This is a genomic window from Burkholderia sp. 8Y, assembly GCF_902506145.1.
In the GTDB taxonomy this organism is placed as follows: Bacteria; Pseudomonadota; Gammaproteobacteria; order Burkholderiales; family Burkholderiaceae; genus Caballeronia.
On sequence record NZ_LR733548.1, the window covers coordinates 151,475 to 167,985 of the forward strand.

Consider the following 16,511-nt stretch of genomic DNA (forward strand, 5'->3'; position numbering starts at 1 on the left):
GTACGAAACATGTTGCTGATCGAATGCCCCTGGTGCGGGCCGCGCGCTGAAAGCGAATTCTCTTGCGGCGGCGAAGCGGATATCGCGCGACCGCTGGACACGGAAAAGCTCACCGACAGGGAATGGGGCGAATACCTCTTCATGCGCAAGAACCCGCGCGGCGTCCATCGCGAGCAATGGATGCATGCGCAAGGCTGCCGCCGCTGGTTCAAGGCGCAGCGTGACACGGTGACCTACGAGATTCAGGGCTACGAGACGTTCGACCGTCCGCTGGCTGCGATGGACAACAAGGAGGGAGCGTCGAAATGAGCCAGAAAGACCGACTCACCACGGGCGGGCGCATCAATCGCGCCATCGCGCTGACCTTCACGTTCAACGGCAAGACGTATCAGGGCTTTCAGGGCGACACGCTTGCTTCCGCGTTGCTCGCGAACGGGCAGCACTTCGTCGCGCGTAGCTGGAAGTATCACCGGCCGCGCGGGATCGTGACGGCGGGCGTCGAAGAGCCGAATGCGATCGTACAGCTCGAAAAAGGCGCTTATACGGTGCCGAACGCGCGCGCGACCGAAGTCGAGTTGTATCAGGGACTCGTCGCGGAAAGCGTGAACGCGAAGCCGAACATCGAGAACGATCGCATGGCGATCAATCAGAAGATCGCGCGCTTCATTCCGGCAGGCTTCTACTACAAGACGTTCATGTGGCCGCGCAAGCTGTGGCCGAAGTACGAGGAAGTCATTCGCGATGCAGCCGGTCTCGGCAAGGCGCCCGAGGAGCGCGACGCGGATCGCTATGACAAGTGCTTCGCGCATTGCGATGTGCTCGTGGTCGGCGGCGGGCCATCGGGTCTGGCTGCGGCGCATGCGGCGGGTTTGTCGGGCGCGCGCGTGATGCTCATCGACGATCAGCCCGAACTCGGCGGCTCGTTGCTGTCGTGCCGCGCGGAGATCGACGGCAAGCCTGCATTGCAATGGGTACAAAGAATCGAAGCCGAACTGCGCAACATGCCCGACGTGAAGATACTGTCGCGCAGCACGGCGTTCGGCTATCAGGACCACAACCTCGTCACGGTGACGCAGCGCCTGACCGATCATCTGCCCGTGTCGATGCGCAAGGGCACGCGCGAACTGATGTGGAAAGTGCGGGCAAAGCGCGTGATTCTGGCGACGGGCGCGCACGAGCGTCCGATCGTCTTCGGCAACAACGATCTGCCGGGCGTGATGCTGGCTTCCGCCGTATCGACGTATCTGCATCGCTATGCGGTGCTGCCGGGCCGCAATGCCGTCGTGTTCACGAACAACGACGACGCCTATCAATGCGCGCTCGACCTCAAGGCGGCGGGCGCACAGGTAACGGTTATCGACCCGCGTGCGGCGGAATCGAAGGCAAGCTTGCCCGCAGCCGCGCGACGCTACGGCGTGCGCGTGATGAACAACGCCGTGGTGACGGCCGCGCACGGCAAGCTGCGCGTGTCGTCGGTGGAAGTCGCTGCGTATGCAAATGGCAAGGTCGGCGCGAAGCAGACGGATCTGCCTTGCGACCTCGTCGTGATGTCCGGTGGATGGAGCCCGGTGCTGCATCTCTTCGCGCAATCGGGCGGCAAGGCGCATTGGCACGACGAGAAAGCGTGCTTCGTGCCCGGCAAGGCGATGCAGGCCGAGAGCAGCGTCGGCGCATGCGCGGGCGACTTCACGCTGGCGCGCGGCATTCGTTTCGGTTCTGATGCGGGCGCAGAAGCGGCGCGCGCAGCGGGTCATATCGTCGCGAAGGCGCAGCCGGTGAAGGTCGCGGAGATCACGGAAGCGCCGTTGATGCCGCTATGGCTCGTCGGCGAACGCGATCTGGCGACGCGCGGCCCGAAGCAGTTCGTCGACTTCCAGAACGACGTGTCCGCCGCCGACATCTTCCTCGCAGCGCGCGAGGGCTTCGAATCGGTCGAGCACGTCAAGCGTTATACGGCGATGGGCTTTGGCACCGATCAAGGCAAGCTCGGCAACATCAACGGCATGGCGATTCTTGCGCAGGCGCTTGGCAAGACCATTCCGGAAACGGGCACGACCACGTTCCGCCCGAACTACACGCCCGTGACGTTCGGAACATTCGCGGGCCGCGAACTCGGCGAGTTTCTCGATCCCGTGCGAAAGACCGCGATCCACGAATGGCACGTGCAGAACGGCGCGATGTTCGAGGATGTCGGCAACTGGAAGCGCCCGTGGTACTACCCGAAGGCCGGTGAAGACATGCATGCGGCGGTCGCGCGTGAATCGCTCGCGGTGCGTCGAAGCGTCGGCATTCTCGATGCATCGACGCTCGGCAAGATCGACATTCAAGGCCCCGACGCGGCCAAACTGCTGAACTGGGTCTATACGAACCCGTGGAGCAAGCTCGAAGTCGGCAAGTGCCGTTATGGCCTGATGCTCGATGAGAACGGCATGATCTTCGACGATGGCGTGACCGTGCGCCTCGCCGAACAGCACTACATGATGACGACGACCACCGGCGGCGCGGCGCGCGTGCTGACGTGGCTCGAACGCTGGCTGCAAACCGAATGGCCCGACATGCGCGTGCGGCTCGCATCCGTGACGGATCATTGGGCGACGTTCGCGGTCGTCGGCCCGAACAGCCGCAAGGTGCTGCAAAAGGTCTGCCGTGACATCGACTTCGCGAACGCCGCGTTTCCGTTCATGAGCTATCGCGATGGCACGGTGGCGGGTGCATCGGCGCGTGTCATGCGTATCAGCTTCTCGGGCGAGCTGGCCTACGAAGTGAACGTGCCGGCGAATGTGGGCCGCGCGGTATGGGAAGCACTGATGGAAGCCGGCGCGGAATTCGAAATCACGCCCTACGGCACGGAAACGATGCACGTGCTGCGCGCGGAGAAGGGCTACATCATCGTCGGACAGGACACGGATGGCTCGATGACGCCGTATGACCTCGGCATGGGCGGGCTCGTCGCGAAGTCGAAGGACTTCATCGGCAAGCGGTCGCTCACGCGCTCGGATACGGCGAAGGCGGGACGCAAGCAGTTCGTCGGGCTGCTCACGGACGATGCTTCGTTCGTGCTGCCCGAAGGCTCGCAGATCGTCGCCGGACCCTTCCAGGGCGATACGGCGCCGATGCTCGGTCATGTCACGTCCAGCTATTACAGCCCTGTTTTGAAGCGTTCGATTGCGTTGGCCGTCGTGAAGGGCGGGCTCGACAAGATCGGCGAAACAGTCACGATCCCGCTTGCGAGCGGCAAGCAGATCAACGCCAAAATCACCAGTTCAGTGTTCTACGACAGCGAAGGAGCACGTCAGCATGTGGAATGAAACCAAAGGTTCTTCGACCGTCGTCGATCGCATGACGGTCGGGCAGGGCAGCCTGGGCCCGACGTGGCAGGAGTCGCCGCTCGTGGGCGCGGATGCGTTGATGAAGGCGCATCACGCGGGCGCATCGAAGGCGTTCCGTTTGACGGAGCGGCTGTTCCTTCAACTCGTGAACGTGCGTGGCGATACCCGCGATGCCGCGTTCGTGCGTGCGGTGGAGAGCGTGATCGGCTGTGCGCCGCCGGACAAGCCGAACACCATGGCGAAGGGCAATGGCTATGACATGCTGTGGCTCGGACCCGACGAATGGCTCGTGGTTTCCGAAGCGCCGCACGATGCATCGCGAGCCGCGCCGCTCGAAGCACGCTTGCGTGAGGCGTTCGCGGGCGCGTTCGCATCGGCGGTGGATATCGGCAGCGGTTACACGGTGCTCGATATCGACGGACCGCGCACGCGCGATGTCCTGTCGCGCGGCTGTCCGCTCGATCTGCATCCGAAGGTTTTCGGCGCGGGACAGTGCGCGCAGAGTCACTACTTCAAGGCGTCTATCACGCTGGTGCCGCTGGGCGGCGATCGCTTCGAAATCATCGTGCGTCGCAGCTTCGCGGATTACTTCGTGAAGATCATGCTCGATGCAGCCGAGCCGCTACTCGCATGAAGCCGTTCGAGCCGTTGCATGCGGGCGGGCAAGGGTGGCGCGTCGTGGTCGATGAACTTGTCGTGATGACGCGCGTCGGGCTGTATGAGCACGAGCATGCTGCGCCGCAGGCTTTATCCATCGATGCGAGCCTGCGGTATCGCGGCATGCCGAGCGAAGACGAGCTGATCGATTACGAGGCATGGTGCAATCGCGTGACGGCCTATCTGCAAGCGAAGACGCATACGCGCTTGCTCGAAACGCTTGCTGTGGAGATCGCCGCTTTATCGTTCGATGAATGGCCCAAGCTCGATGCGCTGACGCTCACGCTGCACAAGCCGAAGATTCGCGAGGGCACGCGAAGGCTCGCGCTCGAACTCGACTGGCGGCGCGCGGATTACGATGCGTTGCGCGCGCATCAGGCGTTGGCTGTATCGAGCGCATGAACGCATCGCGCGATGCGGCGGCGCGTTTGTCCGAACGCGCCTGTAAAGAGCACGATGCGCAGGCGGCGCTTGCGCTGCTGGATAGGAGTATCGCGTTGGGGCATCGGCGGATTGCGCTGATTCGGTATTTGCATGCGCAGTATCTGGGTGCGGCGCTTGAGGGGCGGCATCATGCGTATGTTGAGGAGATCGCTTCTAGGTTGAGTGGGGATGCGTTGGTGGGGGTGGCGAAGGCGGCGCGGGCGAGGTTTGGGGGGTGAGGTATCTGTTTGGTCTGTCTCCGCATACGCGGAGGGACCTCCGCGAGCGTGCGCCTGCGCACTTCGGCGAACGGCCCATCTCCGCACGCGCGGAGGAATCATGTCGAGATAGCCCTTGGCGATTTCCCACTGCGGCCTACCTCCGCATACGCGGAGGAACCGACTCGACTCCGGGGGTGAGGCGTCGACGACTGCGCCTATCTCCGCATACGCGGAGGAACCCGCATTGCGTCGTGCCAACCGACTTGGAATACCGGCCTATCTCCGCATACGTGGAGGAACCTGGCAGCCGCTCATCATGTACGGCGTCAAGTACGGCCTATCTCCGCATACGCGGAGGAACCGGCTACGAAGTCGTACTGTCGATTCACGGCGACGGCCTATCTCCGCATACGCGGAGGAACCTCACACCAAAGAGAAATGAGCTTCTCACCTTGGGGCCTATCTCCGCATACGCGGAGGAACCTTTTCGTCTCAAGTGGGCTTCATGTTCGAGGAGGGCCTATCTCCGCATACGCGACGAACCTCCCCGCCGAGCAGCGCCGCCTGCTCGCGACAAGGCCTATCTCCGCATACGCGGAGGAACCCTTGCGCAAGCCCGAGAAAGGCCATCAGCCAGGGCCTACTCCGCATACGAGGAGGAACCTTCGCCATATCCGCTCTTACGCATCCCTTAACGGGCCTATCTCCGCATACGCGGAGGAACCAGGGCCACCCGATTGGACATCTCCGCGTGCTCGGGCCTATCTCCGCATACGCAAAGGAACCATGAGCGATGGATCGAGAATGACGCGCGACGCGGGCCTATGTCCGCATACGCGGAGGAACCTGCCAGGCTCGAAGGTAGGTCTGCGGCTGCGAGGGCCTATCTCCGCATACGCGGAGGAACCGGACGTCACGAACCGCGTCGTCTATCTAGTCGAGGCCTATCTCCGCATACGCCGAGGAACCTAAACGCTTCTGCACGGCCATGTGCCAGGCGCGGGCCTATCTCCGCATAAGCGGAGGAACCCGATATAAAGGGGGTGCGGCGTGACGGGAAAGCGGCCTATCTCCGCATACGCGGAGGAACCTGCATTAGTTGCAATAGTACCGATATAGATACGGGCCTATCTCCGCATACGCGGAGGAACCCCGGATCTGGCGACTGCTCTGATCGTCGCGAACGGCCTATCTCCGCATACGCGGAGGAACCGCTCAACGCTCCTCCCGGTGTTATCTTCGTCTGGGCCTATCTCCGCATACGCGGAGGAACCAAAGGGCTTTCGACATACGCGCTAAAGATCGCGGGCCTATCTCCGCATACGCGGAGGAACCTTGCGCCAAAACTTGCGCGGCGTAGGCATCACGGGCCTATCTCCGCATACACGGAGGAACCGGCTTGGAGGGATTGATGGGTGGAATCTTCAAAGGCCTATCTCCGCATACGCGGAGGAACCTTTTTAGTGCCCTGCCCGCTGAACTCGATCCACGGCCTATCTCCGCATACGCGGAGGAACCAGCGTGTCGCCGGTCCATCGCAGCGTCCGGCGACCTATCTCCGCATACGCGGAGGAACCGCTCAGGCAATCGGCAAGATTCCCACCGACAAGGACCTATCTCCGCATACGCGGAGGAACCGCGAATATATTCGCTTTGGCTGCTGCGTCTAGGGACCTATCTCCGCATACGCGGAGGAACCGTAAGCGCATCACCGAAGTTGGCCACCTGTTCAGACCTATCTCCGCATACGCGGAGGAACCCTCGTGCCGCGCACGGTGGTCTGAGCCTGGCTGGACCTATCTCCGCATACGCGGAGGAACCACAGGCAGTGGCGCAGGACTCGCCACCACGCGGCCTATCTCCGCATACGCGGAGGAACCACGACCAGCGTCCGTGTCTGACGATCAACAAGCGGCCTATCTCCGCATACGCGGAGGAACCCCTACCACCTAACTCAATGATGTTAAAGAACAAACAGCGTACCCGATGTTCCGAATTCACTGCCAGCACGCGAGTATGGTGGGTCGAAGATGCGCCGTCAATTGCGTGCGTCGAGCGCCAGTTGACTATGCGGCGGACGACCGCATCCGTCCGAATACGGTTGCCGAAAAGCAGTGAAACCATCACGCGACGCCCAACATACCTGCGCCCTGTCATCAAAAAACTTTGACAGAAAAGTGCGCGTCTTCGGGCCTGATCCGATGCTAACCTAAGCATTGCGAACGAATATCCGCAATAAATGAAAAGCACGACGAGGACCACAGCAGGCAATCATGGAACCGCAAGCGCATCCGCTAGAGCCGTGGGGAAAACTTAGCCGCGACGCCGCCGACTGCATCGGCGAACGCAGCATGCACCCGCTGTACGACCACATGATGGACGTCGCCGCCTGCTTTCTAGCCGCGCTCAAACAAGGCACGCGTTTGCGCAACGCCTTCGACACCGTGGCGGGTCGAGTCTTGAGCGAGCAAGACATCGAGCGGCTTGCGGTCTTCGCTTGCCTCCACGATTTAGGCAAGGCGAACAGCGGCTTCCAGGCCAAGCGTTGGAAAGGCAACGCGCCGGCCGGCTGGCCGTCGCCCGCGGGTCATGGCGTCGAAGCATTCTTGCTGTTTTGCGACGACGACCTCGCTTCCTGCTTGCCGCTCGAATCCATCAAAACATGGGGTCCGGGCGCGGATTCGTTGCTCCTGGCGAGCCTTTCGCATCACGGCCGTCCATTGCCGATGCCGCACGGTCAAGACCCGATCATCTGGAAGCCGGTGCAAGACCGCGCAGGCTCCGTTATCTACAGTCCCAAAGAAGCAATACTAAACATCGGCGAACAGTTACAGCGAGACTTCTCCCGCGCGTTCGAAACCGATGGCGAACCGCTGCCATCGACTCCGGCGTTCGTTCATCTTTTCGCGGGCGTCATGCAGTTCGCGGATTGGCTCGGATCACATCCCGGCTTTTTTCCGTTCAGCGAGCCGGGCACACGCCGGACGCGAGCGGAGGCTGAAGAACGCGCGACACGTGCTGTATCGACAATCGGCCTCGATGCGTGCGCCGCGCGCATCGAGCTCCTGCAACGCCCTATCTCGTTCGAGTTCGCATTCGAAGGCAAAGCGCCGAGGCCTGTGCAAGCCGCGCTTGGTGACAGTCGCCTCGGACCTTTGCTCATCCTCGAATCGGAGACGGGTAGCGGCAAGACGGAAGCTGCGCTATGGCGCTTCGTCCGGCTCTTGGCCGAGCATAAGGTCGATTCGCTGTATTTCGCGCTACCGACGCGCGTCGCCGCAGCGCAGGTGTACGAACGTGTGCGGAAGTTCGTGCGTTGTCTCTGGCCGCTCGATGCGCCCGTTGTCGTTCGCGCGCTGCCGGGCTATGAAAGCGCCGACGGCAGCGACAAGATCGCGCTGCCCGACTTCAACGTGCAATGGTCCGATCACCCCGACGACGCGAGAGCCGCAACGCGCTGGGCGGCGGAATCGCCGAAGCGTTTTCTGGCGGCGACGATCGCGGTCGGCACCATCGACCAGGTTCTGCTCGCCGGGCTCATGGTCCGTCACGCGCACATGCGTCATGCCTTGCTGAGCCGATCGTTGCTGGTCGTCGACGAGGTGCATGCGTCGGACGTCTATATGTCGCAACTGCTGGAGCAGGTGTTGAGCGCGCACGTGGGTACGGGCAGCCATGCATTGCTGTTGTCAGCGACGCTCGGTTCCAGGCAACGCACGCGCTTCCAGCAGATTGCGCAGAGGTCCGCTGCGGCGCTCGCTTTGCCGAGCGTGGAGCAAGCCTGCGCCTTGCCTTATCCCGCGCTGACTGACGGCGCGAACATCCGTGGCTTGTCGGCCAGTGGCGCGTCCAAGACCGTCCACTGGTCCACGCTCGACGCAATGGATGACCACGAGCGGATCGCGCGTTTGGTGATCGATGCAGCGAGCCGTGGCGCACGCGTGCTGGTCATTCGTAACACGGTCCCGTCGGCCATCGCGACGCAGCGTGCCATCGAGAGCCTGATCGACGGTTCGGGCGATCGAGAAATACTGTTCGACGTGAACGGCGTCGTCACGCTGCATCACAGCCGCTTCAGCCGCCAGGACCGTCCGCTGCTCGATGCAGCGGTGGAATCGCGCCTCGGCAAGACACGCGCGGCGCTGAAGGGCTGCATCGTGGTCGGCACGCAGACGCTCGAGCAAAGCCTCGATATCGACGCCGATCTGCTCATCACCGATATCTGCCCGATGGATGTGCTGCTGCAACGCATCGGGCGTCTGCATCGGCACGAGCGAGACCCAAGAGAGCGTCCGGAGGGCTTTCGGGACGCACATGCGTGGGTGTTGACGCCAGCCGGGAATTCGCTCGAAGCCTATCTCGACAAGCCCCGCAATGGACTCGGGCGATCGAAGAACGGCGGCGGCGTGTACCGCGATCTGCGCATGATCGAGGCCACCCGACGACTCATCGAAGAAGCGCCGTGCCGCGTGATTCCGCGCGATAACCGTCTTCTGGTCGAACGCGCGACGCACCGCGACTGTTTGCTTGCGATTCAAAGCGAACTTGGACCCGCGTGGGAAAAGCTCCATCAACAACTCGAAGGCGGGCAAGGGGCCGAGCGGTCTCTTGCCCGCATGCATGCGCTCGACTACAAGACGCCATTCCTCGACCTTCTGTTCCCGGACGACGAGCGACGCTTGGCGACCCGGCTTGGCATGGAAGACCGCCTGGTCGAATTCGATCCACCCGTGCCCGGTCCGTTCGGCGTCGATGTGCAGCGTATCGCGCTGCGTCATCACATGCTGGACGACGGCGTCGATCCAGACGCGAAACCCTCCAGCATTAAGCTCGTTGAGCACGGCTTCGAATTCACGCTCGGCACGAACGTGTTCCGCTATGGCCGTTACGGCGTCGAGCGTGTGAACGCGTGACGCAAGGACGATGACTGACATGACCCTCCACCATCGCTTGCTCGACGACCGCCTCCTGCGCTATCGCGATGCTTCGGGTCACGCGCACAATGCCACGCTGCCCGATCTGTTCGTCGCGATGACGGCCGACACCGTGCGCGACTTCCCTGCGTTGCGGCCGCATCAACGGCATCCGTGGCATGCGTTCTTGACCCAACTGGCGGCAATTGCGTTGCACGCAGCGGGGCGGTCGGAGCCCTTCGAAACAGCGGACGAATGGCGAGCGGCGCTTCTCGCTCTGACGCCGGACGACGATCCGGATGGCGCCGCGTTTTCGCTCGTTGCGCCTGACGACCGTCCCGCCTTTTTGCAAGCGCCGTGCGCGCCAGGGGAATCGCACACGTGGAAGAAAGCGCCGCTTGTTACGCCCGACGCGTTGGACATGCTGGTGACTTCGCGCAATCACGACGTGAAAGCCGCGCGCATGACGAACGCGCAGCCGGAGGACTGGGTGTACGCGCTCGTGAGTTTGCAGACGCAAGAGGGCGTCATGGGCGCTGGCAACTACGGCATCTCACGCATGAACGGCGGTCTGTCCAGCCGGCCGGCTTTCGGAGCGGTTCCGCAAGGACTTTGGGGCAAGCGGTGGCAGCGCGACACGCGGCGGCTGCTTCAGCATCGTCAGAAGATCGTCGACGAGATCGGGCTCAAGGGAACCAACGGAATTGCGCTGGTCTGGACGAAGCCTTGGGACGGCGTTAGCAGTCTCTCGTTCAGCGAACTCGATCCGTTTTATATCGAAGTGTGCCGCCGCGTGCGCCTGGACTTGGCGAATGGAAAGCTCTTCGCGCTCACGACGAGTAGCAAGACCACGCGCATTGCAGCGACAGATCGCAAGGGCGCAACCGGAGACGCTTGGACGCCCGTCGCAGTCGTCGGCGGAAAAGCGTTGTCCATCACGGCTACGGGGTTCGACTACAAGCTGATGAGCAAGCTGGCGTTCGAAGGCGACTATAAAGAGACGATCACTCGAAATATCACGCGCGAGGACGGCGAGAAGGGCATCGTGCTGCTTGCGCAAGCTGTCGCGCGCGGGCAGGGAAAGACAGAGGGCTATCACGAACGACGCATACCTATATCGCGGAACATGCGCTTGGCGTTTCTGAATGGCAACATCGATGAACTTGCCTACGCGGCCGAAAGGCGTATCAGCGTGATCGGCGGTATGCGCACGGTGCTATGGGGCGCGCTCTGCGCTCTGTTTGCCAACGGCGAAGACACCGCTTCCGACGACGAGAAAGACAAGGCGAGTCGCTTCGCGAAGTCATTCGAGCAGGCCGAAGACTGTCGCTTCTTCGACGACCTGATCGTGGAAGTCGATGGCAACACGTCTGAAGAACGGGAACTTGCGCACGAGCAATGGCTCGGTGAACTGGCGGATCGCGCGCAACAGGTATTGATTCGCGCGTTCGTGGCAGGGCCGCGCGCGAGTACGCGACGGTATCGTGCGCAGAGCGCGGCGCTCTCGCGCTTTCGCGTCGGTATCCATTCAAAGAAGGAAGCACTGCAGACCATGGCGCGTGTGCTGAAGCAACGTTCGCAAGCGCGCAAGGCAGCTATGGAAACGGATATGCGAGGACGTGCGATTTGAAGTCGACAGATACATCGGCCGGAGCGCCGGAACAGTCTGCGGGGCAAGCTGCTGCACAGACTGCGACGCCCAGCCTGAGCTACCAAATAGAAGCGATTGCTGCGTTTCTAAAAGACGCCGGGGAGGGAGTCAAGGCATCGAAGAACGACCGCGTGGCGCTCGCGCGTCTCGACCCGGACGCCGATGAACTCACCACCGCGCAAATCGCCGCGCTCACAAACGCCGCACAGCGCGCGAAGCTGGACACCATTCACTGGAGTGTCGACCGATGGCGCCGATGGGCGTTCATCGCATACGGCATCGCGCTTGCAGGGCACGATCGAGGCGCGGAGAGCGGCGGCATCGGCGCGAATTTCGGCCGACAACTCGCGACGGCCGGTGTCTCGGAGGCGCGCGTGACGCGGCTGCTCGACGCGCGCGGAACGGTGTTCTTCCAGTTGCTGCGCCGCGTCCTTCGGTTGTTGGCGAGCAAAAGCGTGAAGCCTAACTGGGTACAACTCGCGAGGCTCGTCCTGAACGAAGGCGCGCGCGATGACAAGGGACGGCGTATCGCTGAGAAGACTCGCCTAGATATCGCGCATGCGTTCTTCTCGGCGATGCCTGGCGAATCGCGGGACGACTGAGGATGGGAAGGCTGGCAACAACGTTCGACAAGTCTAGGACAAGAAAATGACGTATCCGCGCTTTATTCAGATTCACACGCTGCACAGCTATTCCGCCGCCTTGCTCAACCGCGACGATTCCGGCATGGCCAAGCGGCTGCCTATGGGCGATGCCATTCGCACGCGCATTTCATCGCAATGTCTGAAGCGACACTGGCGCGTTGCGGACGACCGTCATGCGCTTTCGACGCTCGGCGTTCCGATGGCCGTTCGTTCTCGCGAAACGCTCGCGCTTGTTCGCGACGAGTTGGTCAAGAATGGCGTCTCTGAGGCGTTGGCGCAGACCGCCGTCGAAGCGTTGCGCTTCGGCGGTCTTCTGGACAAGGCCGGCAAGCCCCGCAAAGGAGACGACGCGGTCAAGACAGGTCAGGCGGTGCTGCTTGGCACGGCGGAGATCAAGTACCTGGTCGAACGTTGCACGGCCCTTGCGCGCGAGCATCAGGACGAAGACGGCCTCAAGGCGGCAGTCGCTGCGTTTCTGAAGAGCGAGTCCGCCAATATCGTCGCGCTTAAGCATGGCAGCGGTCTCGAATCGGCGTTGTTCGGGCGCATGGTGACATCCGACGTGCTCGCCCAGCGCGATGCCGCTGTGTACGTCGCGCATGCGTTCACGGTGCACGAGGCGCAGGTGGAGAACGACTACTTCACCGTGGTCGACGATCTGCTTCGGGAAGCAGGCGAGCAAGGCTCGGCGGGCCTCTTCGATACCGAACTGGCATCGGGCCTTTACTACGGTTACGTCGTCGTGGATATTCCGCAACTGGTGGCGAATCTGGAAGGAATCGCCGCCAGCGAGTGCTTCAATGCGTCGCCGGACCGGCGCGAGCTTGCTGCTCAGGTCGTGCATCACCTGTTGCATTTGATCGCAACCGTTAGCCCCGGCGCAAAACGCGGATCGACCGCTCCTTTCGGCTATGCGAATCTCATGCTGGTCGAGACGGGAGATTGGCAGCCGCGCAGCCTGAGTGCGGCTTTCGAAACCGCGTTGCCGTTGAAGGGCCATGATATACGCAACGCCGCTGTCGATCGCATCGTGCAGGAATTGAAGAAGCACGATGCCGCTTACGGCGCGCTGGACCGAGGCTTTGTCGCTCTCAATCCCGCCGATATCCCGAACGCCAAGCACTATTCGCTGGATAAGCTCGCGAATTGGGTGCAGACGCGCATCGTCAAGGGCGCGTGACATGCGGCGTCACATGTTGATGCGCCTGCGTGCGCCGCTCGTCGCGTTCGGAGGCGAGGCGATCGACAGGTACGGCGTGATCCGCGATTTCCCGGCGCTATCGATGATTACCGGGCTGATCGCGAACGCGCTCGGCTGGGATCGCGGCGAATGCGAGAAGCATGATCGCCTTCAGACGCGTCTCGTGATGGGAACGCGGCTGGACAATTCCGGCGAGCGGCTCTGCGACTTTCAGACGGCTCAAATCTCGCGGAGAGATAGCGGCTGGACGTGGCGAGGCATTCCCGAGTCGCGCGATGGCGGCGAAGACACCTATAAGAGTCCGCATCTGCGATACCGCGACTATCACGCCGGCCTCGACGCGCTGGTCGCATTGCGGCTCGATCCCGCCGACGAGTCACCCACGCTCGCCGACATTGCTCGCGCGCTCGACCGGCCGCAGCGTCCGCTTTTTATCGGACGCAAACCATGCTTGCCGTCCACGCGCGTGTTCGCCGGTTTCATCGACGCCGAGCATGTGCTCGATGCGCTACTGCGCGCGCCCTTGCCTCCAGGCGTCGCCGATGACGCCTTCCGCATGCAATGGCCGAAAGACGAAGGCACGATGTCTGAGGCAAATACAGAGGCGCTCGACGTCTGCGACGAGCGCAACTGGACGAGCGGCGTGCATGGCGGATGGCGTCCCGTTCTCGACATGAGCGCGAAGCGGGCATCGTTCGTCGAACATCCATCGATATCGCCGGAATTCTCGTATGGCCGCGCTTAATCTCATTCACTGTCAGCCCGATCCGCAGAAGTTCGGGCTGTGGGCATCGCGGCATGGCGTGCTGCCGTCCGGCGGCGATCTCGGTTACGCATTGCACGCGGCGCTGCAGGCAGTCTTTGGTCCGCTCGCGCCCAAGCCTTTCTATTACCGCGACGCGCGTGCCGGGCTGATCGCCTATTCCCCACACTCCGCCGAGGCGTTGCGGGAGGCGAGCGCGCTCTGCGCCGCGCCGGAACTCGCCGATGCACTCGGCCTCGATGCAGGGCCGCGTAGCGCGGGACTCAACATCCGCGCGTTTCCGACGCAATGGCAGGCAGGGCGCGTTCTGGGCTTCGAAGTGCGCGTGCGGCCCACGCGACGCCGCGAGGACGTTGACGAGAAACGAGTCCGCGAACGCGATGCGTTCCTGGTCGCGTGCTCGCAAAGTCCCGAAGACGACGATCTTCGACGCGAGGCCGTCTACGCCGAATGGCTGAACGAACAGTTTCAATCGACTGGAGCGGCCAGTCTGGTCGCAGCTCGCATGACGCGGTTCCAGCTCACGCCGGTGCTTCGTCGCACGCAAGCCGTTTCTGGCGACGGCACGCCTCGACAGTCACGTTCCATCGACGGCCCGGATGCGGTGTTCAGCGGACACTTGCGTGTCGAAGAGGCGGATGCCTTCGCTCGGCTGCTTGCGCGCGGCGTCGGACGGCATCGGGCGTTCGGCTTCGGCATGTTGGTGCTGAAGCCTGCCTCTATCGACGGTTGATCGCGCAGGCGCGACATGCTGAAGGGGCGGCTGGGGCTCGACACGTCGCGCGTGCCGCATGGGGATCGTCACGGGCTGCTGTGGCTGGAGCGCGGCGAACTCAGCGTCATCGATGGATGCCTGCATTTCACGAGCGGGCAGTACGCCGATCAGATTCCGCATCAGTCGGTATCTATGATTTTGCTCGGCCCCGGCGGCAGCGTGACGCATGACGCACTGCGTTTGCTTGCGCGCCACGGCACCCTGCTTGCGGCGGTTGGCGCGAGCGGGGTGCGCAGTTACACCGCGTTGCCGCTCATGCCCGATCGCTCGGATGTCGCGCGGCGGCAAGCCGAGCTGTGGGGCAGCGCGCGCCGACGCCTGGCCGTTGCGCGGCACATGTATGCGCTCCGGTTGGGCGAGGTGTTGCCGCATCGCGATCTGGATACGCTGCGCGGCATCGAAGGAGCGCGCGTGAAGACGATTTATCGGCTGCGCGCGCAGCAATTCGGCATCGATTGGAACGGACGGCACTACGACCGCGCGAATCCCGAGGCCGCCGATCTCGCCAATCAGGCCATCAATCACGCGGCGACGGCTGTGCAAGCGGCGGCGGCCATCGCCGTGCAGGCGCTTGCGGCTGTGCCTCAGTTGGGATTCATCCACGAGGACTCGGGTCAGGCATTCGTCCTGGATATCGCTGATCTATTTCGCGATGACGTGACGCTCTCGATAGCCTTTGCCGCGGTCAAGCAGGCCGAGCGTGGCGCGGAGACGATCGACCGGCTCGTGCGACGAGAGGCGGCGCGCGTCTTTCGGAAGCAGCAGGTGATTCCCGCGATGATCGATCGCATCAAGCAAGTACTGCGAGTGGACGAGAAGCTGGAGGAGGCGGATGGCGCTGGTCGTAGTGGTGACGCGTGACGTGGCGGACCGCTTCCGTGGGTATCTGGCCTCGGTGATGCTGGAGGTATCGGCTGGCGTGTACGTCGCGCCGCGGATGAACAAGGGCGTGCGCGAGCGGACGTGGTCCGTGCTCGCCGAGTGGCACAGCGCCGAGCCGAGGGGCAGCGTCGTGATGGTTTGGCGGGAGCTCGATGCGGTCGGGGGAATCGGGATCGCGCAGTTGGGATCGCCTGCGAGGCAGCTCGTGGATGTGGATGGGATGTATTTGGTGAGGCGGGGAGTGAGGTAGGTCGGGGTGACATTCGTTCTTTGGAAATTTGGATTTTTTGGCGGATCAGGTTCGGGGTTTTGCGTTCTCAATCATTGAGTTATGACGGAGAGGTTCCTCCGCGCACGCGGAGATAGGCCCCGTTCGGGGACCGCATGGAGGACCTACGGGCGGGTTCCTCCGCGCACGCGGAGATAGGCCCATGAGGGGACAGGGCGGCTACGCCTACCAGCAGGTTCCTCCGCGCACGCGGAGATAGGCCCCGTTCTACATCGGGAAGGGAAAAGGTCGGCGCGGTTCCTCCGCGCACGCGGAGATAGGCCCCCCGGCCGCATTGAAGACCTGCAGTCCGAATCGGTTCCTCCGCGCACGCGGAGATAGGCCTTGCATCAAGAGCGCGAAGATGCGCAATTGATCGGTTCCTCCGCGCACGCGGAGATAGGCCTCACCGAATCCTCGAACACTCGCACCCCTGCGAGGTTCCTCCGCGCACGCGGAGATAGGCCCCGCGCCCTTGAGGCACGAGGACATCACCGCCAGGTTCCTCCGCGCACGCGGAGATAGGCCCGCGACGATTCTCGGCATTTCGGAAAACTCGCCGGTTCCTCCGCGCACGCGGAGATAGGCCCATGGCGATTTTGATCGCATCGAGCCTGATGTTGGTTCCTCCGCGCACGCGGAGATAGGCCCTGGATTTGAGTTGTGTGCGTCAAGCTGTGCAGAAACCGGATGCCAGTGGTTTCAGTTGATCCTTCTGTGCGACGTTCGGTGCGAAGGGCGTAGCCCGCAGCGCCGAACGCCGCACGCCGCTATGCAGCAGCGC

At 62.9% G+C, this 16,511-nt stretch carries 13 protein-coding genes and 1 CRISPR repeat array; all 13 genes read left to right on the forward strand.

Translation table 11 applies throughout. From position 1 onward, the window contains the following. Window positions 1-9 precede the first annotated feature (9 nt). The 13 genes from GV035_RS28470 to cas2e all read left to right on the forward strand — a co-directional run bounded on the left by GV035_RS28470 (window position 10) and on the right by cas2e (window position 15,709). Window positions 10-309, forward strand: coding sequence for a sarcosine oxidase subunit delta (locus GV035_RS28470; protein ID WP_159839375.1), 300 nt, complete (start codon window positions 10-12; stop codon window positions 307-309). Then, on the forward strand, window positions 306-3,308 hold the full coding sequence (locus GV035_RS28475; protein WP_159839377.1) for a sarcosine oxidase subunit alpha family protein: 3,003 nt from the start codon (window positions 306-308) through the stop codon (window positions 3,306-3,308). The genes GV035_RS28470 and GV035_RS28475 overlap by 4 nt, the downstream gene beginning before the upstream one ends. Beyond that, window positions 3,298-3,963: a sarcosine oxidase subunit gamma gene (locus GV035_RS28480; RefSeq protein ID WP_159839379.1), complete on the forward strand. Its 666-nt coding sequence runs from the start codon at window positions 3,298-3,300 to the stop codon at window positions 3,961-3,963. Before GV035_RS28475 ends, GV035_RS28480 begins: the two co-directional genes overlap by 11 nt. After that, window positions 3,960-4,388 carry a dihydroneopterin aldolase gene (locus tag GV035_RS28485; RefSeq protein WP_159839381.1) on the forward strand — a complete coding sequence of 143 codons (429 nt, stop codon included), beginning with the start codon at window positions 3,960-3,962 and terminating at the stop codon, window positions 4,386-4,388. The genes GV035_RS28480 and GV035_RS28485 overlap by 4 nt, the downstream gene beginning before the upstream one ends. Beyond that, complete coding sequence (locus tag GV035_RS28490) at window positions 4,385-4,648, forward strand: hypothetical protein (protein WP_159839383.1); 264 nt, start codon at window positions 4,385-4,387, stop codon at window positions 4,646-4,648. Before GV035_RS28485 ends, GV035_RS28490 begins: the two co-directional genes overlap by 4 nt. A 2,255-nt stretch (window positions 4,649-6,903) precedes the next feature. Further along, entirely contained in the window at window positions 6,904-9,543 is a 2,640-nt protein-coding gene (gene cas3 / locus GV035_RS28495; RefSeq protein WP_159839385.1) for a CRISPR-associated helicase Cas3', read from the forward strand. Window positions 9,544-9,562: 19 nt separating this feature from the next. Further along, window positions 9,563-11,173 (forward strand): type I-E CRISPR-associated protein Cse1/CasA, encoded by a 1,611-nt coding sequence (casA, locus tag GV035_RS28500; RefSeq protein ID WP_159839387.1) that lies wholly within the window; start codon window positions 9,563-9,565, stop codon window positions 11,171-11,173. Beyond that, window positions 11,170-11,796, forward strand: a complete 627-nt coding sequence (gene casB / locus GV035_RS28505; protein WP_201304086.1) for a type I-E CRISPR-associated protein Cse2/CasB — start codon at window positions 11,170-11,172, stop codon at window positions 11,794-11,796. Before casA ends, casB begins: the two co-directional genes overlap by 4 nt. A 46-nt stretch (window positions 11,797-11,842) precedes the next feature. Continuing rightward, window positions 11,843-13,018, forward strand: a complete 1,176-nt coding sequence (cas7e, locus tag GV035_RS28510; protein ID WP_159839389.1) for a type I-E CRISPR-associated protein Cas7/Cse4/CasC — start codon at window positions 11,843-11,845, stop codon at window positions 13,016-13,018. 1 nt (window position 13,019) lies between these two features. After that, entirely contained in the window at window positions 13,020-13,784 is a 765-nt protein-coding gene (gene cas5e, locus GV035_RS28515; RefSeq protein WP_159839391.1) for a type I-E CRISPR-associated protein Cas5/CasD, read from the forward strand. Continuing rightward, complete coding sequence (cas6e, locus tag GV035_RS28520; protein WP_159839393.1) at window positions 13,771-14,535, forward strand: type I-E CRISPR-associated protein Cas6/Cse3/CasE; 765 nt, start codon at window positions 13,771-13,773, stop codon at window positions 14,533-14,535. Before cas5e ends, cas6e begins: the two co-directional genes overlap by 14 nt. 15 nt (window positions 14,536-14,550) lie before the next feature. Then, complete coding sequence (gene cas1e / locus GV035_RS28525) at window positions 14,551-15,438, forward strand: type I-E CRISPR-associated endonuclease Cas1e (protein WP_159839395.1); 888 nt, start codon at window positions 14,551-14,553, stop codon at window positions 15,436-15,438. Further along, window positions 15,410-15,709, forward strand: coding sequence for a type I-E CRISPR-associated endoribonuclease Cas2e (gene cas2e, locus GV035_RS28530; protein ID WP_159839397.1), 300 nt, complete (start codon window positions 15,410-15,412; stop codon window positions 15,707-15,709). Before cas1e ends, cas2e begins: the two co-directional genes overlap by 29 nt. A 91-nt stretch (window positions 15,710-15,800) precedes the next feature. Continuing rightward, window positions 15,801-16,378: direct repeats of the CRISPR family, unit length 29 nt; unit sequence GGTTCCTCCGCGCACGCGGAGATAGGCCC. Window positions 16,379-16,511: the final 133 nt, after the last annotated feature.

What these genes read in the sequence shown, in the direction of transcription:
- casA (WP_159839387.1), top strand. Translation starts at nt 9,563, where the DNA reads ATGACCCTCCACCATCGCTTGCTCGACGACCGCCTCCTGCGCTATCGC.
- GV035_RS28490 (WP_159839383.1), top strand. Translation starts at nt 4,385, where the DNA reads ATGAACGCATCGCGCGATGCGGCGGCGCGTTTGTCCGAACGCGCCTGT.
- cas2e (WP_159839397.1), top strand. Translation starts at nt 15,410, where the DNA reads ATGGCGCTGGTCGTAGTGGTGACGCGTGACGTGGCGGACCGCTTCCGT.
- cas1e (WP_159839395.1), top strand. Translation starts at nt 14,551, where the DNA reads ATGCTGAAGGGGCGGCTGGGGCTCGACACGTCGCGCGTGCCGCATGGG.
- cas7e (WP_159839389.1), top strand. Translation starts at nt 11,843, where the DNA reads ATGACGTATCCGCGCTTTATTCAGATTCACACGCTGCACAGCTATTCC.
- GV035_RS28470 (WP_159839375.1), top strand. Translation starts at nt 10, where the DNA reads ATGTTGCTGATCGAATGCCCCTGGTGCGGGCCGCGCGCTGAAAGCGAA.
- cas6e (WP_159839393.1), top strand. Translation starts at nt 13,771, where the DNA reads ATGGCCGCGCTTAATCTCATTCACTGTCAGCCCGATCCGCAGAAGTTC.
- cas5e (WP_159839391.1), top strand. Translation starts at nt 13,020, where the DNA reads ATGCGGCGTCACATGTTGATGCGCCTGCGTGCGCCGCTCGTCGCGTTC.
- GV035_RS28475 (WP_159839377.1), top strand. Translation starts at nt 306, where the DNA reads ATGAGCCAGAAAGACCGACTCACCACGGGCGGGCGCATCAATCGCGCC.
- GV035_RS28485 (WP_159839381.1), top strand. Translation starts at nt 3,960, where the DNA reads ATGAAGCCGTTCGAGCCGTTGCATGCGGGCGGGCAAGGGTGGCGCGTC.
- GV035_RS28480 (WP_159839379.1), top strand. Translation starts at nt 3,298, where the DNA reads ATGTGGAATGAAACCAAAGGTTCTTCGACCGTCGTCGATCGCATGACG.
- cas3 (WP_159839385.1), top strand. Translation starts at nt 6,904, where the DNA reads ATGGAACCGCAAGCGCATCCGCTAGAGCCGTGGGGAAAACTTAGCCGC.